The sequence below is a fragment of the Planctopirus hydrillae genome (genome assembly GCF_001707835.1).
Lineage (GTDB): Bacteria > Planctomycetota > Planctomycetia > Planctomycetales > Planctomycetaceae > Planctopirus > Planctopirus hydrillae.
Map to the genome: position 1 here is coordinate 12,955 of NZ_LYDR01000005.1, position 25,318 is coordinate 38,272.

Annotated in this window: 21 protein-coding genes; 8 read left to right on the forward strand and 13 right to left on the reverse strand. The window is 53.0% G+C overall.

What is annotated here, in order from left to right; translation table 11 throughout:
• Positions 1 to 78 precede the first annotated feature (78 nt).
• Both nusA and A6X21_RS24495 read right to left on the reverse strand, forming a co-directional pair.
• Positions 79 to 1,413, reverse strand: a complete 1,335-nt coding sequence (nusA, locus tag A6X21_RS00820) for a transcription termination factor NusA (RefSeq protein WP_068845333.1) — start codon at positions 1,411 to 1,413, stop codon at positions 79 to 81.
• Between the two features lie 344 nt (positions 1,414 to 1,757).
• Positions 1,758 to 1,913: a hypothetical protein gene (locus tag A6X21_RS24495; protein ID WP_165603637.1), complete on the reverse strand. Its 156-nt coding sequence runs from the start codon at positions 1,911 to 1,913 to the stop codon at positions 1,758 to 1,760.
• 522 nt (positions 1,914 to 2,435) lie between these two features.
• Here A6X21_RS24495 and A6X21_RS00830 point away from each other — a divergent pair.
• Positions 2,436 to 4,076 (forward strand): tetratricopeptide repeat protein, encoded by a 1,641-nt coding sequence (locus A6X21_RS00830; protein WP_068845337.1) that lies wholly within the window; start codon positions 2,436 to 2,438, stop codon positions 4,074 to 4,076.
• A gap of 169 nt (positions 4,077 to 4,245) precedes the next feature.
• Here A6X21_RS00830 and A6X21_RS00835 read toward each other — a convergent pair whose 3' ends face one another.
• The 7 genes from A6X21_RS00835 to rpmF all read right to left on the reverse strand — a co-directional run bounded on the left by A6X21_RS00835 (position 4,246) and on the right by rpmF (position 10,631).
• On the reverse strand, positions 4,246 to 5,553 hold the full coding sequence (locus tag A6X21_RS00835; RefSeq protein WP_068845339.1) for a beta-ketoacyl-[acyl-carrier-protein] synthase family protein: 1,308 nt from the start codon (positions 5,551 to 5,553) through the stop codon (positions 4,246 to 4,248).
• Positions 5,554 to 5,758: 205 nt separating this feature from the next.
• The gene (locus tag A6X21_RS00840) at positions 5,759 to 6,310 is read right to left on the reverse strand and encodes a YMGG-like glycine zipper-containing protein (RefSeq protein ID WP_110766415.1); all 552 of its coding nucleotides are present in this window, start codon (positions 6,308 to 6,310) and stop codon (positions 5,759 to 5,761) included.
• 134 nt (positions 6,311 to 6,444) lie between these two features.
• Positions 6,445 to 7,683 carry a beta-ketoacyl-ACP synthase II gene (fabF, locus tag A6X21_RS00845; protein ID WP_068845343.1) on the reverse strand — a complete coding sequence of 413 codons (1,239 nt, stop codon included), beginning with the start codon at positions 7,681 to 7,683 and terminating at the stop codon, positions 6,445 to 6,447.
• A 3-nt stretch (positions 7,684 to 7,686) separates the two neighbouring features.
• On the reverse strand, positions 7,687 to 7,923 hold the full coding sequence (acpP, locus tag A6X21_RS00850) for an acyl carrier protein (protein WP_013110821.1): 237 nt from the start codon (positions 7,921 to 7,923) through the stop codon (positions 7,687 to 7,689).
• 214 nt (positions 7,924 to 8,137) lie between these two features.
• Positions 8,138 to 9,052, reverse strand: coding sequence for an ACP S-malonyltransferase (fabD, locus tag A6X21_RS00855; RefSeq protein ID WP_068845345.1), 915 nt, complete (start codon positions 9,050 to 9,052; stop codon positions 8,138 to 8,140).
• A gap of 305 nt (positions 9,053 to 9,357) precedes the next feature.
• Complete coding sequence (gene plsX, locus A6X21_RS00865; protein ID WP_083233300.1) at positions 9,358 to 10,380, reverse strand: phosphate acyltransferase PlsX; 1,023 nt, start codon at positions 10,378 to 10,380, stop codon at positions 9,358 to 9,360.
• 62 nt (positions 10,381 to 10,442) lie between these two features.
• The gene (rpmF, locus tag A6X21_RS23495; RefSeq protein ID WP_013110824.1) at positions 10,443 to 10,631 is read right to left on the reverse strand and encodes a 50S ribosomal protein L32; all 189 of its coding nucleotides are present in this window, start codon (positions 10,629 to 10,631) and stop codon (positions 10,443 to 10,445) included.
• 341 nt (positions 10,632 to 10,972) lie between these two features.
• Here rpmF and A6X21_RS00870 point away from each other — a divergent pair, with 341 nt between their 5' ends.
• Positions 10,973 to 15,127 (forward strand): hydantoinase B/oxoprolinase family protein, encoded by a 4,155-nt coding sequence (locus tag A6X21_RS00870; RefSeq protein ID WP_068845364.1) that lies wholly within the window; start codon positions 10,973 to 10,975, stop codon positions 15,125 to 15,127.
• Positions 15,128 to 15,178: 51 nt separating this feature from the next.
• Here A6X21_RS00870 and A6X21_RS00875 read toward each other — a convergent pair whose 3' ends face one another.
• The 4 genes from A6X21_RS00875 to A6X21_RS00890 form a co-directional block, all read right to left on the reverse strand.
• Positions 15,179 to 15,610, reverse strand: a complete 432-nt coding sequence (locus A6X21_RS00875) for a hypothetical protein (protein WP_068845351.1) — start codon at positions 15,608 to 15,610, stop codon at positions 15,179 to 15,181.
• Between the two features lie 10 nt (positions 15,611 to 15,620).
• On the reverse strand, positions 15,621 to 16,331 hold the full coding sequence (locus A6X21_RS00880; protein WP_068845353.1) for a carbonic anhydrase: 711 nt from the start codon (positions 16,329 to 16,331) through the stop codon (positions 15,621 to 15,623).
• A gap of 152 nt (positions 16,332 to 16,483) precedes the next feature.
• Entirely contained in the window at positions 16,484 to 17,050 is a 567-nt protein-coding gene (locus A6X21_RS00885; RefSeq protein WP_131818109.1) for a hypothetical protein, read from the reverse strand.
• A 624-nt stretch (positions 17,051 to 17,674) separates the two neighbouring features.
• Entirely contained in the window at positions 17,675 to 18,517 is an 843-nt protein-coding gene (locus A6X21_RS00890) for a GDSL-type esterase/lipase family protein (RefSeq protein ID WP_165603638.1), read from the reverse strand.
• 152 nt (positions 18,518 to 18,669) lie between these two features.
• Here A6X21_RS00890 and trmB point away from each other — a divergent pair, with 152 nt between their 5' ends.
• From trmB to A6X21_RS00925, 6 genes are all read left to right on the forward strand, one after another.
• Entirely contained in the window at positions 18,670 to 19,587 is a 918-nt protein-coding gene (trmB, locus tag A6X21_RS00895) for a tRNA (guanine(46)-N(7))-methyltransferase TrmB (RefSeq protein WP_083233303.1), read from the forward strand.
• Positions 19,588 to 19,827: 240 nt separating this feature from the next.
• Positions 19,828 to 20,703, forward strand: a complete 876-nt coding sequence (locus A6X21_RS00900; RefSeq protein WP_083233304.1) for a DUF1559 domain-containing protein — start codon at positions 19,828 to 19,830, stop codon at positions 20,701 to 20,703.
• Positions 20,704 to 20,895: 192 nt separating this feature from the next.
• Positions 20,896 to 21,345, forward strand: a complete 450-nt coding sequence (locus A6X21_RS00905) for a hypothetical protein (protein ID WP_068845357.1) — start codon at positions 20,896 to 20,898, stop codon at positions 21,343 to 21,345.
• An 86-nt stretch (positions 21,346 to 21,431) separates the two neighbouring features.
• Entirely contained in the window at positions 21,432 to 22,223 is a 792-nt protein-coding gene (locus tag A6X21_RS00910) for a hypothetical protein (RefSeq protein WP_068845359.1), read from the forward strand.
• 44 nt (positions 22,224 to 22,267) lie between these two features.
• Positions 22,268 to 23,929, forward strand: coding sequence for a Kelch repeat-containing protein (locus A6X21_RS00915; RefSeq protein WP_068845361.1), 1,662 nt, complete (start codon positions 22,268 to 22,270; stop codon positions 23,927 to 23,929).
• A gap of 290 nt (positions 23,930 to 24,219) precedes the next feature.
• On the forward strand, positions 24,220 to 25,185 hold the full coding sequence (locus A6X21_RS00925) for an endonuclease/exonuclease/phosphatase family protein (RefSeq protein ID WP_165603639.1): 966 nt from the start codon (positions 24,220 to 24,222) through the stop codon (positions 25,183 to 25,185).
• Positions 25,186 to 25,318: the final 133 nt, after the last annotated feature.

A 25,318-nucleotide genomic window follows, 5' to 3' on the forward strand; every position in this document is an offset into this window, starting at 1 on the left:
AAATCGCGACCTGACCGCCCCACATCCATTCACCAGTTCACACTATCGCCTGACTGGTCAACACCAGCCTTTGATTAATTACGATTTATTGCCGGCTGCCTCCTCGACAGATGCTTCACTGCCCGATTCCGCAGCAGGCGGCACTTTGCTTTCTACAGAGGGACTCGAGACCCGTGCCTCTTCGGCCCGACGCTGCTCCCGCTCTTGAGATTGCCGCTCAGCCTTCTCGGTCGCCCGACGAAGGTCCTGCTCCTTCTCGATCCGCTCGCTTTCACGTTCGGCATATTCAACAATCACGTCGGCCTGCTCTTGAGTTAATGAGCCCATCTCCATCAGCTCGTCGGGCTCAATGACAGACAGGTCTTCAAAGCTCAGAAATCCTTGCGATACCAGCCCTTCCGCCAGTTCCTCGGAAACTCCCGGGATCTGCGAATAGGCCACGACCGCCTGGTCGAGCTGCTGATCCAGCTCTTCACGAGTCATCACGTCGATATCCCAGCCGACCAGCTTCGAAGCCAGACGCACATTCTGGCCCCGCTTGCCAATCGCCAGAGAAAGCTGATCATCCCGCACGAGGACCAGCACTCGGCCCAGCATCGGGCAAAGAATGACATCTTCCACTTCCGAGGGCTGCATCGCATTCGGGACGAGCACCTGGAGGGAATCGTTCCAGCGAACAACTTCAATCCGCTCGCCACCCAGTTCTTCGCCCACATTGCGAATACGGGCACCACGCACACCCACGCAGGCACCAACCGGGTCGATATTGCTGTCGGCACAGGAGACAGCCACTTTTGTTCGATACCCAGCTTCCCGAGCCAGAGACCGGATCTCGATAATCCTCTCGTTGACTTCAGGAATTTCCAGTTCAAGCAAGCGGCGGACAAAATCGGGATGAGCTCGAGACAGCACCACGCGAACGCGAGGGCCCATCTTCTTGACTTCCAGCACCACGGCACGAATTCGCTCATTCGGACGATGCGATTCACCCGGGATCATTTCACTGCGAGGCAGAATCGCTTCTGCCTTGCCAATGTTGACCGTAATGGCACTCCCTTCATTGCGAGTCACTGTCCCGGAGACAATCTGGCCTCGCAACTGGGCATATTCATCGAACAACGTGTCACGTTCAGCTTCACGAATCTTCTGAATCATGACCTGCTTGGCAGTCTGAGCCGAGATGCGGCCAAGAATGTCACCCAGTTCATCGCGGTCAATTTCGCGACCATTGGTTTTCACCATCGGCTGACCGCTGGTGCGATCAATATGAACCTCGATGACTTCTTCCTCACCAAAGTGCTTCCGCGCAGCCGAAAGAATGGCTTGCTCCACCCCTTCAAAGACAATCTCCTTGTCGATGCTCTTATCGCGATGGATCGAATCCACGATCCGCAGCACTTCATTGCCGTTCATGACAACCCTCTTGATGAACTCGTTGACAAACCGCAGTGTGGATCACAGAACCAAAAGCCCGACATCACGAAGATGACAAACCGCCAGATCTGACGAATCACTCGCGAACAGCTCAGCAACACCCGGCCATCGACGCATAACTGCCGACAACCTGATGTCGCGATTTCTGCAAGCTCAGCCATCCGGCTTGACCAGTTGCCTTGAAAGCACCTGAAGAAAAACCCGATGGCTTCACCAGCCGAAGCTGTTCGCTCACCCCACTGAATGCAACGCCTTATTCATGCCCCGGAAACAAAGTCGCCTCCGGGATCCAAGTCCCTAAAACAAAAAAAGCAGGGAATGCCCTACTTTTCTGCGGCAGCACCCGCTGCATTGGGTTCAATAATCGCGTGCCGCTCTTTCCGCAGCCCGCGCAAGGCGTGAGCTAAAAGAAAGAGACTGGCAGCACGGCGAACGCCAGCGATGGAAAGCCGAAACTCACCATCGTTGTACACCAACACCAGCCATGATCGCCTCCGCAGAATGTCAGCAGGCCTTCCGCACAATGTGACCACTGCACGAAAGAACAGCCTGATAAACACAGAACATCCTTACTATTGCCAAAGTACAAGTGCCGACAGAGAGTGTCAAGCCGCAGCAACTGTGGGCAACAAATGATTTAACGGTTCAGAGCCACGGCACGACCTGGCAGACCTCGACCAGCCCGTTGATGAACCAGAGCTCGTGAGCATTGAATTCGAGGTGAATAAAAATCGATCTCTACTACGAGAGAGTGACTCCCTAAGAGCAGTGAGATAAACCAATCTGGGAGAAATGGAAATTCTGCAAAAAGATTAACGCCCCGCTCTGGGCCTCCAATTTCTATATTGGTTGAAAATACTGAACATGCAGGGGCCGATTCACCCATTCCTGCTATTGTCTCCCATTGACGGATTTCGTCATAAATGGCAACGATCAAAAGTGTTTGAGCAAAGCCGCCTGACGGGCCGCATCCAGAACCTTCCGCAGGAGCCGATAAATCCATGTCCAATACGCATCCACAGTTGGGCCAATTGTCTTCCATCCACTCGAGCCCCCATTCGATGACCGTTGCACAGTTGACAAGCAACTGGCTGAAGGGTTGGTCTCCCCGGGTTGTCGTACTGGCATTCGCCTGCCTGGCTGATGCCGGCGTGACAGATGCCTTACTGGGAATTGAAAACCCAGACTCCCGTTCGATGGCACAAGCTCAATTGTTTCGCCCATCGACAAGGCCACCCGGTTCTTCGACAAATCCACCCACTCCTCCCGGAGCACCGGGTGCCAACGTGATCACGGCTCCCGCAGATCCAATGCAGGCTGAAACCGAGGCGGCCTATCAGCGTGGCGATTTCCCCAAGGCTCTCCAACTGGCAGAAGCCATGCTCGCCCGTAATCCTAACAACGATATTGCGATTTACCTGAGAGGTTCGGCTCGTGTGGAACTCGGCATCCAGCAGCAGGATCTCGAACTCATTCGCAGTGGCATCGAAGACGCCCGCTCGGCACTCAAGGTCGGCGGCACAGATAAAATCAATTATTATCTCCCTTATCTCTATGGCATGACGGCACTGGCAGGCCTGGAAGAAAAGCGGGAGCACGCCGAAGTCGTTATCAAGTTTGCCGACAGTATTCTCGCCCGGCCCAATTTACGTCCCGAAGAACGGGCGAATCTGCAGTATCAGAAAGCCGGCGCTCAGGTTTACCTCAAAAATACCGAGCAGGCGATTGCTTCCTATCTGGCAGCCATTCAATCGAGCCCACAACATCTTGGCGCACATGTCGCACTGGCCAGTGCTTATGCCACCGCTGGAAAGCTTGCCGAGGCGGAAGCCGCCTTTTCGAATACGACACGCGTCTTCCCTAACAATCCGCTCGTATTTAATAACCGTGGCATGTATTACCAGCAGCAGCGAAAGCCTAAAGAGGCGATCGCCGATTTCTCACGGGCCATTCAACTCGATCCACGCTTTTACGTCGCCTATACAAACCGGGGCTTTACCTATCTGAACGATGGTGAAAACCCGTCGGCAGCCATCGCTGATTTCACAGAATCGCTTAGACTCAACCCTCAGCAGCCCGGGATCTACAGCTTGCGAGGGGCCGCGAAATTGCAGCAGGGCAAACTCAACGAAGCACTCGCTGACTACAACGAGACGTTGCGACTTGATCCTGAAAATCCGATTGCCATGGCTGACATCGGCTTTACGAAATTCTTCAGCAAGGATTACCCAGCCGCACTGGCTTCGTTTAATAATGCAGTGCTCGAAGATCCCAACCTTCGCTATCTGAATCCCTGGCGATATCTTTCCATGGCCTACGCAGGGCAGGAAGGTGCTGCAGCCGCCACATTCTCTGACAGCCTCAGCAAACCTGTCGACAAGCGAGACTGGATGGATCAACTCGTGCTCTTCCTGGCAGGTAAGATCAGCGAGCAGGAACTCTTCAATGCAGCGGAACCGAACGACCTGAACCTGAGAAACGCCCAGTTCTGCGAGGCTTATTACTTTATTGGCCAGCAGCGATTGCGAGCAGGTAATACAGCAGGTGCTAACCAGTTCTTTGAGCAGGCCCTGGCGACTAAGGCCAGATATCTTTCAGCCTATCGAGGTGCTGGTTTCGCTCTCGGCAAGTTCGCTCAGTAGTAACCTTGATCTTTTTAGAATAACAAAGCATCGCATGGACAAACTCCATGTGATGCTTTGTTTTACCTATGAAAAGTGCTGCGAGCCGTTCGAGATCCAACTCCCGCCAACACAATTTCAGATCATATGGTCACTCGATCGGAAGTAGCGTTCAATTTTGAATTCGAAGCTATTCCACTTCGATAATCACAGCGGCTGCCTGACCTTTGCGGGTCACGTTCATTGATACAAAGGTCTTCAGCGCAGGACTCACACCTGGCTCTGTCACAATCGAAACATCGCAGGCAGGATCTGGAGTCTCGTAGTTCAAAGTGCGCGGAATAAACCCTGCTTTCACACCAGCTAACGAGGTCATCAATTCAACCAGTCCCGAGCCTGCGGAAGAGTTGCCGACGTAACTTTTGGGGGCGGTGACGGGCACACGGTAGCTGCCAAAGACTTCGTTAATCGCGCGGGCTTCCGCGGCATCCGCTTCTGGCAGACCAGCCGCATGAGCGTTGTAATGACCAATATCGGTCGGTTCGATTTCCGCACTTCTCAAGGCGGCCTTGAGAGCCCCCTTCACCGCATCCTGGTAACGGGGTTCGCCATCAGGATTCACACATGTGGCGGCACCTGTTGAGAGGATTCGCCCGTAAATTGTGGCACCACGCGCTTCAGCATGTGCTCTGGTTTCCAGAATCAATGTTCCAGCCCCTTCTCCAACGACGAAACCATTTCTATCTTTTTCGAATGGTCGCGATCTTCTGGCGGGCTCAGCCGGTGAGGAGGCTAACAACGTTTTGACGAGTGCCAGGTGCAACGCACGCACGGGATGTGAATACGAGCCTGTGGCACCTGTGATCATGATATCTGCCGCACCGCGCTGAAGAATGCGGACCGCTTCACCGATCACCACATTTCCCGAAGCCTCATCGAGAGTCAGCGAGTTGCTTGGGCCGCGGGCATCGGAAGCAATACTGATATGACAGGCTGGCATGTTTGGCAGATAGCGGAGCAGCCATAGTGGCTCCATTTTGCTGTAGCCCGCTTCTCCCCAGCCTTTGAAACTCGCATCACCGGTGATTTCACTCATCGCGACGGCAGGGCCACCCAGCACAGCCGGTTCGCTGAGCATCAGGTTCGCACCGAACTCCACACCCATCCGCGTATGATCGATGGTTTCGAGATTCAATTTGGAATCTTCCAGAGCCATCAGAGCACTGGCGACGCCGAGCTGAATATCCCGGCACATCAGCTTGATGCTTCGCCGGACTTCTTTCAGATAGATTTTCTTGGCCGTTTCTTCGTTGAAATCACCGATCTCAGCAGTCACCGTATCGGGGCTGGCGAAGCCCGGGAAGAACTTCGACTTCGAGATTCCAGTGGTTCCGGCACGCAAATTGTCTGTTAAGGCCGACAGACCAATTCCGACGGGACTCACAATTCCCACGCCAGTAATGACAATATCTTGTGCGCTCTTGCTCTTTAAGGACATGGCGTGCGTCTTATCTCCAACTGTCAATGCCTGGGCCAAGAGCTGCTATCAAACTCACATCACCAGACGAATATCGAACGCCAGAGGTGTGAAAACTCAACAGTTCTCACCTGCTTCTTCGCGTCACAAAGACCAAAGAGAGTCGATTCCCTTTGTTTTTGCAACCCTATCCGGGCAACTGGCTGTCTCGACTGATTCTAAGGGATTACCGCCACAAATTATAGCGCTGCATGGCCTGAATCACTCGATCAGAGACACCCCGGTTTCGCAGTTCGATAATTCCTGCCGGTGAAAGTTGAAAATGGCCCCTTCGGTCGGCCAGCGTACTGATGATCAAGTCATCAGTGATACCGGCGTGAATCATTTGCAATACATCATGTTCCGTCATGGCACGGCCATGCACATGCACAAATGCGGCCTCCTGTGCCGATGCTTCCAGACTGACGGCCCGGTTGACAGCCACATCGTCCGCATGACCAACTGAAGCACCCAATGCGGTACCAATGACAGTACCAGCCACAAGTCCGGTTTTGGGGTTTCCAGTAGCGGCACCGACTAATGTTCCGGCGACGGCCCCAAATGTGCCCCCAGCGAGTGCACCGTGACGTGTTCCATTCATGTGCGTGCAACCAGAATGAGAGATCGTCACAACACACAACAAGAAGCAGCATAACCACTTGCAACACGCACTGCGCGATTCAATCCGCGCGTCGTGGCAGCAACTGGCCAAAGCCCCAGTCTTTACTGGAAAGTTCATCCCTGAACCTTTCGTGCTCCCCTGCAAGGCATGACGAATCAATCGCTTTATCGAGTATGAATCACGACCAAACGAGCGCTGTCAACACAGCTCTCTCGGGATCGAGGGTCATCGATAAAGCAAGCCCACAGGTATCAGATGCGACCCACAACGAGACAGGCATTGTGGCCGCCGAAACCAAAGCTGTTGGAAAGCATGCACTTGACTTCACGCTCACGAGCCACGTTCGGCACGTAATCGAGCTTGCAGTCGGGATCCTGGTTATCAAGATTAATGGTCGGAGGAATAATTCCCTGCAGACAGGTCATCACTCCCACCACAAACTCGACCCCACCACTGGCCCCCAGAAGATGACCTAACTGGCTCTTCGTACTGGAGACACAAACAGATTTCGACTCTTCGCCAAAAACTGTCATAATGGCGTTGGATTCGGCTTTGTCACCCAACGGGGTACTGGTTCCGTGAGCGTTGATGTACTGAATTTGAGATGGATTCAACTTCGCATCGCGAAGCGAATTTGCCATCGCACGAGCAGCACCAGCGCCCTCAGGATCGGGGGCTGTCATATGGTTGCCGTCAGACGACATCCCATAGCCCAGCACTTCAGCCAGGATCTCGGCACCACGGGCTTTGGCATGCTCATACTCTTCGAGCAACACCACACCGGCACCCTCTGACAGCACAAAACCATCACGATCACGATCGAATGGCCGGCTGGCACACTCCGGGGAATCCAGACGTGTCGATAATGCCCCCATACGGGCAAAACCCGACAATCCCATGGGCGTAATAGCAGCTTCACTGCCACCCGCAATCATGACATCAGCCATATCCGACTGAATCACGCGGAAGGCATCCCCAATGGCGTTCGAAGCCGATGCACAAGCGGTAGCAACTGCACTGCTCGGGCCCTTCAGTCCATAATAGACTGAAAGATTCCCGCTGGCGGCATTCACCATCAGCTTGGGGATCATAAACGGGGATACGCGGGACGGACCTCGATCGAACAGCCTTGCGTGCTGTTCTTCGATTTCGTTCAGCCCCCCGATACCACTGCCGACAATTACGCCGCAGCGGTAAGGATCTGTGTAGGATTTGAAGTCGATCCCCGACTGCTTGATCGCTTTGTCTGCTGCCGCCATGGCAAACTGACAAAAGCGATCCAAACGCTTCATTTCCTTGGGATCAAAGTGTTCTTCGGGGTGGAAATCTTTGATTTCCCCACCAAAGTTGACTTTGAATTCCGATGGATCAAAGCGCTCCAGCCGAGACACACCGCTCTTGCCGCTGCAGATGTTATCCCAGAATTCACTGAGATCGCAGCCCAAGGCAGTGACGACCGACATCCCTGTCACGACGACTCGTCTAGCCATCCGTCATTGCTTTTCTGAAATGTACTTAACTGCATCACCAACTGTTTTGATTTTTTCGTAATCTTCGTCGGGAATCTGAATACCAAATTCGTCTTCAAATTCCATAACGAGCTCTACGACGTCCAAAGAGTCAGCCTTCAGGTCGTCGATAAACGAACTCTCCAGCTTCACGTCTTCCTTGGCGATGCTGAGTTGCTCGCTGACAATTGCGATGACTTTATCTTCTACCGACGACGACACGCCTATCTCCTCAAGCCGCTTGATTCGTAGATCGCCTTTAGGCTCCCATCACGTTGTGAAGAAGACTTCACCCGCTTGGAGGCGAGAGACTAACGGCTTTTCTACATCGTGTAAACCACAACAATCACCCGTTTTGTCAGATTCGTAATCCGAATCTGCACGCCTCTCCCGGGCAATGTCGACTCCACCTCACAAAAGGCACAATTTTCACAACTTAGGATACACTATCGTTCACAGTTTCGCAGTTCGCTTTGCGATCAATTCGCTTCAACAGCCCCTTCAAAACTTTGCCCGGGCCAATTTCATAAAATGTTTCCACACCTTCCGCCAGTAACTTTCTGACTGACGATTCCCACTGCACAGGCTCAGTGACCTGTTTAATCAACAAAGATTTTAGTTCTTCCGGCTCAAAATGGGCTGTTGCGTCCACATTCGAGATCACGGGAATTCGCGGCGATTTCAAATTCACGGCCCCAATCGCTTGAGCCAACTCTGCACAGGCCGAGGCCATCAGTGGTGTGTGGAACGCACCGGCAACAGCCAGTGGAATCGGCCGGCCCCCAGCCGCTTCAATTCTCTCTGCCGCCTTGGCACATGCCGCTTTTTCCCCCGAAAGAACGGTATTGCCCGGACACAGATAATTGGCAATCCAGATCTTCCCGGCATCCTGAGATTCAGCCACGACCTGCTCGACCTGGGCTGGCTCCAGAAGCAGAGCACTGACCATTCCCGAAGGTGTCGCATCAGCGGCAGCCTGCATCGCGCGACCACGCACAGCGACCACCTTCAAACCTTCTTCAAACGTCATGGCTCCAGCGAAAACCAGAGCGGTATATTCACCCAGACTCAGGCCGGCACTGGCCACACACGATTCTACTAAGGCGGGCTGCTCAATTTTCAGCGATTCCAATGCCGCCAGACTTGCGACAAACAGCGCCGGCTGGCTGATCACCGTACTATCGAGTTGTTCTTGTGGCCCTTTCTCGCAGATCTCCAGGAGATCGAAGCCCAGAATTTCTCGGGCCTGGTCAAACAAAGCTCGGGCAGCGGGATACTTCGCACACAGACCGACACCCATCCCCAGATGTTGAGCCCCCTGTCCCGGAAAAAGAAAAGCAACCTTAGCCAACGGTGGACCTGCCTTCTATCGAATTCCATGATCTCTGGAATGGAAAAACCTCTGACTGTCAGCAGATTCTCAACTTCTCGCGAGCTTCGCAAGTTACCGGAAGATTTCCCGAGATCGTGTGGAACGTCAGCATGATTGGACGTGTCGAAAAGAACGGGATCGTCTGCCCAGAACCGAGAGCGAGACACACAGAAGAGAGACACACAGATCGGCTGCAAACGAAGCACGCACTGTTCTGTGAGAAACATCTGTCTCAGCAGGATCTGCCTCAGTGAGATCTAACACAGCGACCTGGCAGGTCAAACTCAGGCAGAACCGACCAGTTGAAGATCAACTTCCAGTTCGCTGCAAATCTGACTGTTGATACCACGATTCTGCAGCTCATCGGCCAGCTTGAGGGCATTGAAGATCGAATGCCCGTTACTGGAACCATGACAGATAATGCAATTGCCATCCACGCCCAACAGTGGAGCGCCGCCCGATTCGTGATAGACGTATTTGCGCTCGAGAGCTTTCAGAGCGTCAATGGCTTTGTTTCGCTCGACGTCCAGAGCCGAAACCACGGCTTTCCCCACTGTCTTGAAGAGCATATCCACAATGCCTTCACTCGACTTGAGGATCACATTCCCGACAAAACCTTCGCAAATGACGACGTCCGTGCGACCTTCGTAAAGATCGCGACCTTCGACATTCCCGACGTAGTTATAGCTCTGAATAGCTTTGCTTTTCGCATACAGTTCCTGGGCTTCACGCACCAGGTCATTCCCTTTGCCATCTTCGCTGCCGATGTTCATCAGCCCGATGGAAGGTTTTTCCACACCGAGCAGATTACGGGCGTAAACAGCACCCATTACACCGTATTGAAGAAGGTGCTCGGGACGAGCCGCAGGATTGGCTCCCACATCCATCAGCACACACCGACCACGCATCGTGGGCAAAACCACGGCAATTCCAGGTCGGCGCACATTTCTCAAAAACAGGCGGGTTCGCAAACCGGCGGCCACCACCGCTCCTGTGTGGCCGGCACTGACAACGGCATCGACAGCTTTTGACGCCATCAATTGCCAGCAGACTGCCAGAGAGCAATTGGGCTTCTTTCGCAGAGCGTCGGTCGGCTTTTCATCCATGCCGACATAACCGTCGGCCGCCTGCACTGTCAGCCGGCGACCAAATTCAGGATGCGAAGCAATCTCCTGACTCAACAGGGGTGCGTCACCCACCAGCACAATTTCAATGCCGGGAAGAGCCTCAACAGCTTTAACCGCCCCTTCGAGGTTGGGCCCGGGAAACACGTCCCCGCCCATCGCGTCCAATGCGACTCTCGCCACAGGTTGATCCTTACTGGATGTTTCCAGACTGGTTCATGAACGACCAGCGAGACTCAAGTCGATTAGTCCGCATCCTTCTCGTCAGCAACGAGAGTACGCCCCTGGTAATAGCCGCAAGTTGGGCACACAACGTGAGTTGGCACCGGTGTCGAACACTGTGGGCAGCTCGCCAGTTGCAGCGGAGTCAGAAAATCGTGGCTGCGGCGGCGGCGGGAACGCCCTTTTGACTGCCGCCTTTTGGGAACTGCCATGGCTCACTTCCGATCGACGTAAACATTTACAGAACAATGATTTAACAAGCTCAAATCGATTCAGCAAAGGCTCTTTGACTGCCTGGATGCTGCCGTCGATCTGGTTTTCTCGAATAGGAATGGTATTCCTTTCTGGAAACAACTGTCAAGCAACGGCCAGTTTCCAGTATCCGGACAAACCTCTTTGTGATCTCCAAAATCTCAGGATCACCACTTTCTTCACTTTGTCCAACCTCTTTTCTTCGTGTGCGTATTCGACATTCACTTCTCACATACGCTTAAATTCAAGACAAATTGAATCCCCATCGCTCAGAGCAAGGCTTCGCAAGATGCAGCAGGGAATGACCGCCGTTCACCAGACCAACCGGAAATGGAGATTCTGGATCGATGTGGGCGGAACTTTTTCCGATCTTCTCGCACTTTCGCCAGAAGGTCACCCTGCGCTCCTCAAAACACTGAGCTCGGGCAGAATCAAAGGGGTTTGCCAGCGTGGCCATCCAGAACTTTTCCAGTGGGATGATGCTTCTCTGGGGCAATTTCCCGCTGATTTTTTTACAGGCTACGAGTGCCTCTGGGGAAATCACTCCGGGGAACAAGTCCGTTCCAAAATTATTCGTCATGAACAAATTCGATTTCCCGAACCGTTGAGTGAAGGCCACGCGACATTTTTTGCCAGATTCACGATTCAACCCCAGGATTCATCAATTTTGGCAGTCATCCCTGGCGAAGGCACACTCTATGAACTGACCTCGCACGAAGAAGCCGCCTTTTGTGGGATTCGCCAGATTCTTCGCCTGCCCCTCTCGCAACCATTGCCTGAGATCGACCTTTCTTTAGGTACAACACGCGGCACCAATGCACTCCTGACTCGGAACGGGGCAAAAACGGCACTCCTCACCACCCGCGGATTGGGTGATCTCCCGAGGATTGGATCACAGGAACGGCCTCATCTCTTCGCTTTGCAGATTGAAAAGCCGGCTCAGCTCTTCTGCCAGGTGGTTGAAATCGACGAACGCATCTCCGCCGCGGGCGAGATTCTCGTCCAGCCGGATGCTCAGCAGATTCGCGAGCAACTCCATCAATTGCTTCAGCAGGGGATTCAGTCGATTGCGATCTCATTTCTGCATGCCTGGAAGTACCCCCAACATGAACAACAGGTTGCTCAACTGGCAAAAGAGGCTGGCTTCATCGAAATCTGCACGTCGCATCAGACAGCTCCTTTTCCCAAACTTATTCCACGCACCGAAACAACAGTTCTCAATGCCTATCTGACTCCTGTCCTGCGTTCGTATCTCAACAGTCTCTCCCGGGGTCTCGACCAGACATCTTCTCCCCAATCCCGGCAGGTGCGACTCATGACCAGCTCCGGGACGCTGGTCAGTGCCCACAATTTCCGCGGAAGCGACAGTGTCCTCAGTGGCCCGGCGGGAGGAGTTGTGGGCTTTGCCAGAGCTGCTGAAGCCGCTGGGTACTCCAAAGCCATTGGTATCGATATGGGCGGCACCAGTACCGATGTGGCGATTTATGCAGGAGAGTTTCTACGAGAGTTTGAGGGCGTAAAAGCCGGAGTCAAACTCATTGGCGATCGACTGGCCATCGAGACCGTGGCAGCCGGTGGCGGAAGTGTGTGCGATCTTGTCGGTCGCCAACTTGTTGTCGGACCACAAAGCGCCGGTGCTTCACCGGGCCCGGCCTGTTATGGGCAGGGTGGCCCATTAACCATTACCGATTGCAATCTGTGGCTGGGACGGATTGATACTTCCCGGTTCCCGTTTTCGCTCGATCGACAGGCGACCAGACAACGACTTCACGAAATGCTTTTGAAATTGCAAAGTGTCATGAATTTTGAGCAGGCAGGGATGAAGCCGATCGCCTCGATTGAGGAACTGGCGGCTGGCTTTCTCGAAATTGCCAACGCCACAATGGCCCGTGCCATTCGGAAAATCTCCATCGAAAAAGGACAAATACCCGAAGATTATCTGCTGGTGGCCTTTGGTGGAGCCGCTCCACAACACGCCTGCGGTATTGCCCGATTGCTGAATATCCAACGCGTGCTCATTCACCCGCTGGCAGCACTTTTGTGTGCCTATGGACTCAGTCAGGCCAACGTAACTCGCCGAGGCGAACGCCCCATTTACCAGCGATTGCAAGATTCCAGCAGTGGTGGTCAGGCAACCGAGGAAACGTTGAAGAACCTCCTGAAACTGGCTGGTGAACTGGAGACAGATCTCCGTCAGCAGATTGAGCAGGAACAGTTGCCGAACCTGGCACTCAAACCTTTGCGGCTGGATGTCGCACTGCGTTATGCAGGCGCAGAATCCGTATTGGAGATTCGCTTGCCGGACGATCTGAAAAATCTGTCGATCAGCGATCTGGCAAACCAGTTCCGACGGTTGCATCGGTCTCGATACGGATATGACCGTCCTGCCGCTCAACTGGAACTCGTCGCACTGCGCGGCGAACTTTCGGCAACCCGGGAACCCATTTCATTCCATGCTGATGTGCTGAAAACTCATGAAGTTTCTCATACCGCATTCAACAAGTCGAAGTCTCCCATGACACAACGCGGGGGAGCACAGAGTCTATGGGTTGCGGGCAACTGGCAACAGGCGGATTGTTTCCCTCGGGAACAACTGGGAACGGATGACGTGATTACCGGCCCGGCTCTGATCACCGACACGACCACTACCACTTTTATCGACATCGGTTATGAAGCCCGGCGACTCCCCGGCGGTGAACTACTCATTTCAAAACCAGAGAAAACAGCCGAGGCCAGCTTAAACAGCCCATCACAACCGCAGTTGAAAAACTCTTCCGCAGCCAAGCTCAACGAAAAAACTCCCGAAAATTCACCTGTCGAAGAAATTTCACCTGTCGAAATCGAGGTCTTTCATCAACGTCTGGCTTCAATTGCCGACGAAATGGGGATCAAACTCCAGCAGACAGCCATTTCAACCAACGTCAAAGAGCGGCTGGATTACAGTTGTGCGATCTTTACGAGGCTCGGTGAACTGGTCGTCAATGCCCCACATGTCCCGGTCCATCTGGGAGCCATGAGCGAATCGGTCAAAGCCATACTCAAGGCTCATCCGAACATGGAACCTGGCGATGTCTTTCTCACCAACGATCCTTTTGCCGGTGGCTCTCATCTTCCCGATCTCACCGTCATCAGCCCCGTCTTTGTCTCGACACTCACTGCAAACAACAAACCTTATCTGGCAGGGTTTGTCGCAAATCGGGCGCATCATGCCGAGATTGGCGGGATCGTGCCCGGAAGCATGCCCCCGTTCTCAAAATGTCTTGCCGAAGAAGGGGTGCTGCTCAGCAATCTGCGTATTGTGCATGGCGGCGTGCTTGATGAAGCGGGCCTGATGGCGCGCTGGAAAGCTCCCCCCTATCCTTCCCGCATGCCGGAACAAAATCTCGCCGATTTGCAGGCCCAAATTGCGGCGAACACCCGTGGGGCTCAACTGGTTGCCGACTTCGTGCAGGAGCAATCCATTGCTCACTTCGAGCTATGCCTCCACCAGCTACAGCAGATTGCCTCAACCATGATCCGCCAACTGCTGGGAAAACTCCCTCCCGGCGAATACCCGTTGATCGATCATCTCGACGATGGCTCACCAATCCAGTTAACCTGCCGCATTTTCAAATCGGATTCTTCATCGAATCAGAAGGCAAACTCACCTGTCTGCCAACTCGATTTCACAGGAACCGGGCCTGTTCTCAAGAGCAATCTCAACGCCAATCGAGCCATTGTCACCGCCAGTGTGATGTACACACTTCGGTCTCTTGTGGAGTGGTATCATCCCGATCAAGCCCACACACACTTTCCACTCAACAGTGGCGTCCTGGAACCTGTAGAGATTGTGTTACCTGAATGTCTGCTCAACCCTCCTGCTCAACACGATCCAAAGCTCGCGGCGGCTGTAGTGGGGGGAAATGTCGAAACGTCTCAAAGGCTCGTCGATGTTCTCCTCGGTGTTTTTGGCGTCGCAGCAGCCAGCCAGGGGACCATGAACAACCTCACATTTGGCAATGATCGCTTCGGTTACTACGAAACCATCTGTGGTGGAACAGGGGCGACTTCGCGAGGTCCGGGCGCAGACGCAATTCACTCGCACATGACAAATACACGTCTGACAGACCCTGAAATCCTCGAACAAAGATATCCGCTCCGAGTGAAAAGCTTTTCCATTCGCCAGGGTTCTGGCGGTGCGGGCCAGTATCGTGGTGGCCATGGTGTCACCCGCCAGCTCGAGTTTCTGGAACCACTTTCAGTCTCAATTCTTTCAGAAAGACGAGGGCGTTTCCGTCCTTACGGTGTTGCCGGTGGAGAGCCGGGACAACCGGGGCAGAATCTGCTCACACGCACGCAAACTGGCGAAACCATCGATCTGGGGGGCAAAGCCACACTACAAGTTGAAACAGGTGATCTTCTTACCATCCACACGCCCGGAGGTGGCGGCTGGGGATCTCCCGATGCCTCGGCATGAGTCCAAGGCATAAACAACTACGGCCATGAAGCAACACGAATGTTTGTTGATTCAACCGGCAAACTGGGATTTTAAGCCTTCGGAAGCGATCCAGACACAGCCAAAGGAAATGATCAACCCCAGTACAAAGACCAGCATCGATTGCCAGAAAATGTCGTAGCGAACGATGACACGCCAGAGTGTGTAAGGGGGAAACAGCACAAACAGCAGACCTTTTTTCGCATTTTCTGCTAAAGCAATCGTACCGGCCCAACTCATCCCGGCGGCTGTCATCGTCAGACCCAGTGTGACACCCAGAATCAGCATCATCCACAGACCTTGCGTCCCGCCGCGAGTACCAAGTGCATACAGCCCACCCAAGGCGAATCCGCTGGCAATAATCACTGTCGGTGCGAACCCCTTCCAGCGGATCTGCAGTTTTTCCGGCGTCAGTCGACTGGTATCAGTGACAGAACTTTCTGCTGCCTGTGGGGAAGAATTCATAGGGCCGCCTTCAGGCAGGAGGATTCTGTGGAGTGCTTCCGTTGGCGTTGTTGAGCACGTTTGAAGTGACTGGCTGTGCCAAAGCCGCAGAGTCCATCGATTTGTCACCCATCAGAGGTTCAAAAACACCTGTATTCGGTGAAAAGGCATGCACCTGGCCAGTTTCCAATTGATAAATCCAGCCATGCAACGCGATCTGATTTCGCTGGAGTTTAACAGCGACGGCCGGATGAGTCTGCAGATTTTCCAGTTGAACGAGGACATGCTCCTGAATGGCGACTTCATAGCGATCGGCTGGTGATAAAGCGGGATAGTTCTCTTCCATGATCCTCCGTGTGGTTTCAGCATGCAGGAGCCACTGGCGAACCATGGGGAGTTTTTCAGTCGAAGCGGGATCAAGCAGTGCTTTAATGGCCCCACATTGAGAGTGCCCGCAAACGATAATATCACTCACATTCAGGGCTGAAACAGCAAACTCGATGGTGGCTGCTTCTCCTCCGGTCGATGCTCCAAACGGCGGGACAATATTCCCGGCATTACGGAGAATAAACAGCTCTCCAGGATTCGTCATCATGATCAGATCAGGGACGACACGCGAATCGGAGCAGCCAATAAACAGAGCCACAGGCTTTTGGCCAGAACTCAGCTTCTCGAACAAGTTCCGCTGCTTCTCGTAAACCTCTTTATGAAACTGATGTAAACCGGCAAAGAGGGTTCTCATGGGCAGGTAACGTCCTGACAGGTTTCAAATCACACCAAAATACTCACGAATTCAAATTCGTAAATCTATCTGATTGCTTTTGAAATTGTCAGGTTCAGCAACTTTTTCTGCCAAGTGTCTTCCTGCTGAACAATCTGGAGGACTCATCTCATTTACAGACGAGAGCGAACGGCTTCTTTCCAGGGTCCATTATCAACACCTTTCCACCACAGAACGGCGGAGTATGGTGCACCAGCCGCAGAGGCCTTTGGAACGAATTTGGTGATTCGGAAATAATTTCCATCGCGAATCGGCAACAGGCGAATTTCCTGATTGCGATTGTCAAATATCGAGCCCTCCGCAAGGACCACTTCGCTGAGATGCTCCAAAGCTTCGAACTCGATCGTGAAGAGCAGACCATTCACTCCCTTTTCCTGAGTTGGAACAATACGCCAGGCCGAGAGTCGAGCTGTGAAAACTTTGGGGGCTGGAGGGGGCTCCGGTTCCTTCATTTCAGCCGGTGCCTCGACAACTGCGGGCGGTGGTGTCACCTGAGGTGGTGGTGCCGGCTCATCGTCGTCTCGTTTGAAGCCCATCACTGGCTTCACTTCTGGCGCGGGCGGATTGATCTGATCGCAACCCCAGAGACTCATGATGCCCACAGCCAGCATAGCCCCTCTCAACAGCTTGCGAGAACCAGTGCGGAGCACCCATGGCAGAGAGAGTTGAAAACAGGTCATACTTGAAGTCCCCAGAAGCGAAAAATCGCACCATCCGGTCCATACTCGATTTCGTTGACTCGCACTCCCATACGAGACAACCAAATGCAGCGAGCCTTGGGCCATTCGCCATTCGGCTTGGCCTCACTCTACATTTCGCAAATGGGGCTGCAATTGGCTCGATGCGATCTTCACAGGGATTTCATCGATTGGGGAAATGAGGCATGTTGATTTGTGGGTAGCTGGAGACTGGATGAGGGAAGACTCGGTGGCTGGAGTCAAACGTCCTCGTTTGCCCCCAGGTTGTTCGATTCTCATCGGCCATAGCGAACATGATCGAAAGTCAGAAAAATACGCTTCGGCTGCATTCGTGCTGGCAACACTCTGTTGCTGAGGCGGATGAAGTCTTTCGACGCTAGAAACCCCGATGAAGACCACGCCCTTGCGCAATGCCTTCAGGGTCGTGCCACCCAAGACCAATGTCAAAAATGGTGGAAGGGCACGCGCATGGCGCGGCTTCTTGTTGTCGTGGCGATGCACGACAACCCGGCCACAAGTTGGCCGGGCCACCCGTCATCACCTTTGTTTGGGCCGGGGGATGACGTCAAGTTGTATGTCATGGTCAGGTCTTATCCCCGAGACAAATCACTTGATAACCGCACTTGACTGAGGGGGATGAATCACTGCCAGATAAGGTTTGAGCAATTGTGCCCAGCGGCGATAACCCTCTTCGCTCATGTGCAGCCCATCGGCCACAAACAGTTCCGGGATCGGTTGACCATTCGCCCCCAGCATCACCGTCTCGGTATCGATAAATGTCGCCTGGGGGTCTTTGCCGCAGATTTTCGCCAGTTGACTATTGGTTTCGCGAATCGATTCAATCATCTCCCAGCGCTTAACGCTGGGTTTGATCCCCAGCACGATGATTTTTGTCTCGGGTAATTCGGTACGAACCCAGGTATGGAACTTCTCAAAGTTCTGTACGACTTCTTCGCTGGACTGCTTGGCGGCGATGTCATTATCACCCGAATAGATCACCAGCACAGCCGGTTGAAGTGGCTTCAGAATGCGTTCGGCATGGCGAACAAGATCGTCATATCGAGAGCCTCCAAACCCGCGATTGATCGGCGAGTATTCAGGAAATGAATCTTTGAGTTTCCATAATCGAATGGTGGAGCTGCCGCAGAAAACAAGGCCGCCCGTACGCTGAGGATGCATCGTGTTCTCCTTGTCGAAAGCGGCGAGTTCCTTGTTCCATCGCTCTGCCTGTGGAACCGTGGCGGTCTGTGGCGGTGCCGCTGTGGTTGTGGCGGGGTTGTCGATGACCGTTGGTGGAGCAGCGATCACTTCCACTTGTCGAAACGCCACGGCATGCCACAAGAGAGCACTGGCTCCCAGAAGCGACAACCAGCAGGTTCGTCCGGACATCCAATCACATCCAGATGCTGATGGGCGACCGGGGTAAAGTGTGTAAAGAAGATCTTTCATGGGATGAATTCCTGTCGATCTGGCGGGAGAACAATCTTCTGGCATCCATCGCAGAATGAGCCTGTCCGGAGGTAAACTCAAGGACGCAGGGGCGGATTTATCCCTCATGCCCATACAAATCAGTGCGAAAGCTTCATCAGGATGTGGCCGAGATGACAGGATCCGACGAATCAGCACAGAATCCGCCATCACCCAGATCACCAGAGCTTTCGGAAAATCGAGTCGAGCCCATGAAGGATCTCGCCCATCAGCCGCCTGCATTCACTGAGGGACAGCCGAAGAGAGAAAAGCCCGAAAAAAGTCGGCGGATTGAGCGGGAGTTCGGTATTCCCATCCCCGGTGAGATTCTCCCTCCCGAGCAGTGGGTCAAAACAGCCATCAAATCTCTGCCAACTGCCGGTCTATTGAACTGGCCTGAAGTATTTGGACCAACGCTCGAACAGAAGCAGGGCATCGTGCTCGATCTCGGTTGCGGCAATGGGCGCAGTACGCTTTGGCACGCGATTGTCGAACCTCAATACTGTTACCTGGGCGTTGATATCCTGCCCGTCGTCATTCGCTATGCGACGAGGCGTGCCAACCAAAGAGGATTGGGGCATCTTCGATTTGCTGTGATTGGTGGGAAGGAACTGCTCGCAGAGTTCGTGCCCCCAGGTTCTGTATCGAAGATCTGCATTTATCACCCACAGCCCTATTATGAAGAGCACCTGATTGGCAAGCGCCTGGTGACGCCGGAGTTTCTGGCGATGGCCCATCAGGCGTTAGTGCCCGGAGGCGAGTTGATCCTGCAGACAGATCATCCGGCTTACTGGCAGTACATGGAGCAGGTGGTGCCTGCCTTTTTTGAGTTGAAAGCGATTTCCGGTCCATGGCCTGATGCACCGCGCGGCAGAACTCGCCGCGAGATTCTGGCGACAAAACGCGGCTTACCCGTTTTTCGAGGTGTCGCCACACGGAAAGAAGGGCTGGATCGCGCCTCTGCTTTTGAGAAAGCGAGTGCCCTCCCCGTCCCCACGTTCAATGCGGATCGTCGGTTGTTGGCGCTGGATCGCGAGGAACAGTCGCTTTAGCCGCACAAATTCTATTTCCGTAACCAAATATTCTGCCAATAGTTGCGACTCTTCTCTCCAGGAGATCGCAGATTTTTCAAGGCAACAGTTGCGAAAAGTCTGGCAGCCTGAATAATACTGACATTGAGACTCAGTCTCAGTTTTATGCCAGCCAGGAGATTCTCCCAGCCAGCCTGTGAGGTCATCACTTCATGGGGAAGTGAGCCTTTCATTTCAAAGGCCTTAGGCGTGGAGATTTCTATGCGACATTTGCTGCCGCGACGCGGATTTACGTTGATCGAACTTCTGGTGGTGATTGCGATCATCGCCATTCTGATCGCCCTGCTCCTCCCAGCCGTCCAACAGGCCCGGGAAGCCGCCCGGAGAACCCAGTGCACCAACAATCTCAAGCAGATTGGGCTGGCATTTCACAACTATCATGATGTGCATGGTGCCTTCTGCACGACAGACGGCGGTACAGCCGCCACCGGGACAAGTGCATTTGCTGCGATTCTGCCACAAATCGATCAAGGAAATCTGTTCCTTAAATACAATTTTAACCTGACTAACTCTGACCCGGCAAATACCGCAGTCACCTCTCAGGTCATTCCAGCCTACCTGTGTCCATCAGCTGTATTACGGCGACCAGTCCCAATGCCCGGATGCACGAACACATCCACTGGGAGGAATATTGACGAGAATCGAGCACCTGGTACCTATGCAGTGAATACAGGTACTACAGCCGGCAATGGGGCAATCATCCCTTCCTCAACAGGAGTTACAAGACTTAGAGATTTCACAGACGGCACATCTAACACTTTACTCGCCGGAGAATCTGCATGGAATCTCCCAGATTATCTATTTAGCAGCAGTGCCTCATGTGCAGGACAGACTCGATGGGGATTTACGTACTGGGCATCGCCATACAACCTTTCAACAGCTTTTGTAGTTCAGCCACCATTTAATCCCAAATCAGGGGGAAGTGCTGTCCTATCTCGTTTCCGCAGCGACCACACAGGTGTGGTGAACATGGTTTTTGCCGATGGCCACGTCCGCTTCTTAAGCGAAAACATTGATAGCGGCCTTCTTTCGGCACTTGCGACGCGGGGCGGCGGTGAAGTTGTGGGTGATTTCTAGAAGCTATAAGTCGTTATTCGTCTAAGAGGGTGGCTCCAACAATGGCACCACCCTTCTTACACCGCTGTCTCATTATCTTTCAGCTAAACGTCATTCCCGCATCTTCCAGGATCGGCCAATATCATTTCACATGATAAGTGAATCCATTGATAGATAGCACCACTGAGTCATTTGGCCGGAGTATAATACACTATGTTTCAAAAACACTTCATGCTTATATTACTCTTCTTTGGAGTACTCAGCTTCAAAGGTTGCGGCCAGAACGATGTAGGTCGCCAGCCCATCTCCGGAAGCATTTTATTTGATGGTACCCCAATGAATGAAGGAACTGTACGATTCATACCGGATGGCCAGACCAAAGGCCCTGCTGCTTATGGAATCATACAAGATGGTTTCTACGAGATTAGTCACCAGGAGGGAGTCATCCCCGGGACATATCGTGTCGAAATCGAAAAGAAAATCGAGCTTCCTTTTGAGATCGATGACGAGGCAGCATATGCAAAATATCTTGCAGAACACAAAGGAAGACAACTTCCCAAGCAGCCAGTACCACCAAAGTATAACAGAAACTCGGAACTAAGGGTCACGATCACCCCCGGACAGATAGCCAACAAGCTCGATTTTGACTTAAAAAAATCGTAAGGGAAGTGAAAGCACCCCTGTGACTTCTAATGTTTTGATCTGTGCATAGCCACATAGTTTCCCAAGGAATCCCAATGAAACTTTGTATGACTTTTACATTGCTTGCGATAATCAGTTTGCTTACGAATACTGCAAGAGCTGAGCCACCGCTTCGCTTTTTGAGAACTGAACTGGGTGGTGTCAGATTGAGTTTGAACACGTATACCCGTGTTGTTATGCCTGATTTTCATCCCCCAGTTAACACTGACTCCGATAGCTATAGCTCAGGCTTTGTAGAGACCGCACAGAAATCCATTACATCCGCGTCAACTATTCTTACCAACAACGCAGTTTCACACCTGCAAGGTGATATTGTTGCCGAAGGCGATGGGGACACGACTATCAGCGCACCCGCAATTGTGCTGGGAACTCACAACATCTCTTTCGATGGCTCAGACCCGAGCGATGCCAATCTATCAGCATCTGTAGGCTTGGATTGGGATGTGGAATTCGTTGCAGACAACGAAAGTGAATCGAGAGAAGATTCTGGTTTTTATACAGTTTCAGTAAGCGTGTCTTATGAAGCTCAAGCGCTTACTAGCGGCATCGCTCATTTTAACCATGGAGCAACTGGATACATTCAGGTTACAGTGGGCGAGCAGATTGTGACGGTATACGCTTTGGATGGTGTTTGGGTCAGTGATAGTAATGGAGTTGTCACAGTGATCGAACCATCGTCCGGAATATTTTCCGTTTCTGCGAGCTCTGAGCTTTTCATTGAACATGATGATGTTGTCGATATCAGTGGGGCATTATGGTATAACCTCACCTCATTAACGGTTGATGGAGGTTCTGTTCTGGGCGTGAGTGACATGGTCGTACAAGTTCGCGTTGAATAATTACGTTTACTTCACAGACTCAAGGGTTTTTCTGGAGTTCCGATATGCTTTCAGTTCATTGGGTGAATAAATCGAGCAAACTGCTGTTTGCGATTTGCATGATGTGCGTGTTTTCATCGACTTCCCAGGCCCATTTTTTATGGGTCGTGGATGCCAATCAGTCAGCCGATGGCAAGGTGCATGTTTACTTCTCCGAAGAAGCGGCCCCTGATAATCCAGCACTCCTGGAAAAAATTCTCGGGACCAAGCTCTGGGAAGCCAACCTGCACGATGACGTCGTGAAAGTCAGCCCCCTCAAGTTTGAAAAAGGGGCAAACTCTCTGGAAGCCACCTTCTCGCCCAAATCCACCAACGCGGGAGTCTTTCTCGATTACGGCGTCATGTCGAAAGGTGGAGCCGAACCCTACCTCTTGAGATACTGCGGTCGCTCACAAACGATTGCCAACCGCAAAGGTGGTAAAGTCATTGGCGATGCGGCGGTATTGCCATTGGAAGTTGTCGCCGAACGCTCAGGCGACGACTTCCTGCTGCGTACCTTCTGGCAAGGCCAGCCAGCCGAAGGGATTGAAGTGACTGTCGATGGTGGCGATCTTTCGGCCAGCAAAGAAGGTGTTTCCAATGCTCAGGGAGAACTCGCCCTGGGAACACTGGCCAATGGGCTCTATTCCATTCGCGTCAAAAAAGTTCTGGAAGAACCAGGCAAGCTGGGGGATAAAGAATACAAGTCCATTCGGATCTACAGCACAACTTCACTCTTGATCAAGCCGCCCGCTGAAGTGACTCAACCCGCCGTATCAAAGGCCTTGCCCGAACTTCCTCGCGGCATCACCAGCTTTGGTGGAGCTGTCGTGGGCGACGTGGTCTATGTCTACGGAGGCCATGCAGGGGGTGCCCATCATTACGCGAAAGAAGATCAATCGCGTGAACTGCTGGCGCTAAACGTCAAACAGCCTTCCGAATGGAAAGTGGTCGGAGAAGGACCAGAGCGAACGGGTCTGGCGATGGTCGCCGTAGGAAATGACCTTTATCGCATGGGTGGCTTTATTGCTGATAACGGCAAGGAAGAGAAGGAAGTTCTGAAAAGCACCAGCGACTTTGCCCGCTGGGATGCTGCGAGTAAGCAATGGATCGAATTGCCCGCACTTCCTGAGCCACGCTCTTCGCTGGATGCTGCTGTGATCGGCAAGACCATCTATGTCGTCGGTGGCTGGAATCTGAATGGCGGTGGCAAGGAAGCTCAGTGGCACGAAACAGCCTGGAAGTGTGACGTTTCGGCGAATCCTCCAGTCTGGCAGCCGATTGCGAATCCACCGTTCCGACGCAGAGCACTTTCCCTCGCCGAGCATCAGGGGAAGCTCTACGTGATTGGCGGGATGAAAAATCAGGGTGGCCCGACGACAGAAGTTGCCATCTACGATCCAGCGACAAATTCATGGAGTTCAGGGCCTGCGTTGCCTGGCGAGGGGATGGAAGGCTTTGGCAATTCGGCATTCGCCATCAATCAGAATCTGTTCGTAAGTGTGATGTCGGGCAAGGTCTATAAGCTCTCAGCCGATGGTTCTCAGTGGGATCTGGTCCACCAGTTGGAGAAGCCCCGTTTCTTCCATCGCATGCTCCCCATCAGCCAGCATCAACTGGTGTTTGTTGGTGGAGCCAGTATGGAATCCGGCAAAGCCAGAACCACGGAAGTTTTTGAAGTGAAGTAGGCTCAAAAGACAATCGATTCCTCTTCAAGACCGTTCGACAGCCCGGGTTGTCGGACGGTTTTATTTTGAACGGATTGCCGATATATCCAGTTGATTGAGAGCACATGGAATTTTGATGAATTTCCTGCCAGCACCTCAAAAATATGATCGAAACTGGTGTTCCCCCAGGAAGAACTTTGGTAGGACATTGAACCTGTTGGATTGACTCAATGCGCAGGTACCATCCAGCACTATCGAGTTGGGCAGCAGGCCCGATCCGTGGCCTGAGAGACTTACCGAGGAATGCTTTCATGAACGGGCAATTGATTCCAGGATTACTGAAGCAGTCTTTGTTCATCGCAGGTTTCAGTTGGCTGCTGCTCCTGGCGACAGTGACACAGGCGGAATCACCCGTGGTGCGAGTGATGAGCTATAACTTGTGGCATGGTGGGGATGCCGGGAAACAACCACTCGAACAGACTGCCAAAGTCATTCGTGAGGCCCAGGCGGATCTGGTGGGATTGCAGGAGACGCGTGGCTATGCGGCCAGCGGTCAACCTCGGCCTGATCGAGCTAAGGAGATTGCTCAAATCCTCGGTTGGAATTACTTCGATCAGGGTGGCGGCACAGCGATTTTGAGTCGCTATCCCATTGGCAAAGCATCACCAGGAAAATGGGGTGTCGAAATTGTACATCCCAGTGGTACGAAGCTGTATTTGTTCAACGCCCATCTCATGTATATTCCGTACCAGCCCTACCAATTGCTGAATATTCCTTACGGCGATTACCCGTTTATCAAGACCGAGCAGGAAGCGATCGACTTCGCGAAAAAGGCCCGCGGAGAGCAGGTCGAGCGTCTGATTGCGGATATCAAAGCCACAGTTCCCGCGGACGCCACAGTCTTTGTGACGGGCGATTTCAATGAACCATCGCACTGGGATTGGACGGCAGCAGCTCAAAAGGCTGGCCGCTGCCCGATCGCTGTTCAATGGCCTGCAACCAGCATGATGGCAGAGGCAGGCTTTATTGACACCTACCGCGAAGCCCATCCCGATCCCGTCACTGCTCCCGGAATCACCTGGACACCGCTCACGAAGATCACCGACCCCAAAGATCGCCACGATCGCATCGATTTTGTGCTGATGCGTCAGGGAGGTGGCAAAGTCCTCAGTTCGCAAGTCGTGGGAGAATCGAAAGAGGCGGCAGATGTGGTCGTCGTCCCCTACCCTTCGGATCATCGCTCAGTGGTGAGTGCTGTTGAACTGACGGGCAAGTGATACGCATTGCATGAAGTAAAAACGCTCTGTGGACCATACTTGCAGCAGTGTGCCATGCAACGCCGTCCACGATTTTCTCAGCAGGAGTTGAGCAGTCTTTCTCCTTGGCGGCGTTGGGTTTGAGTCAGGCGTT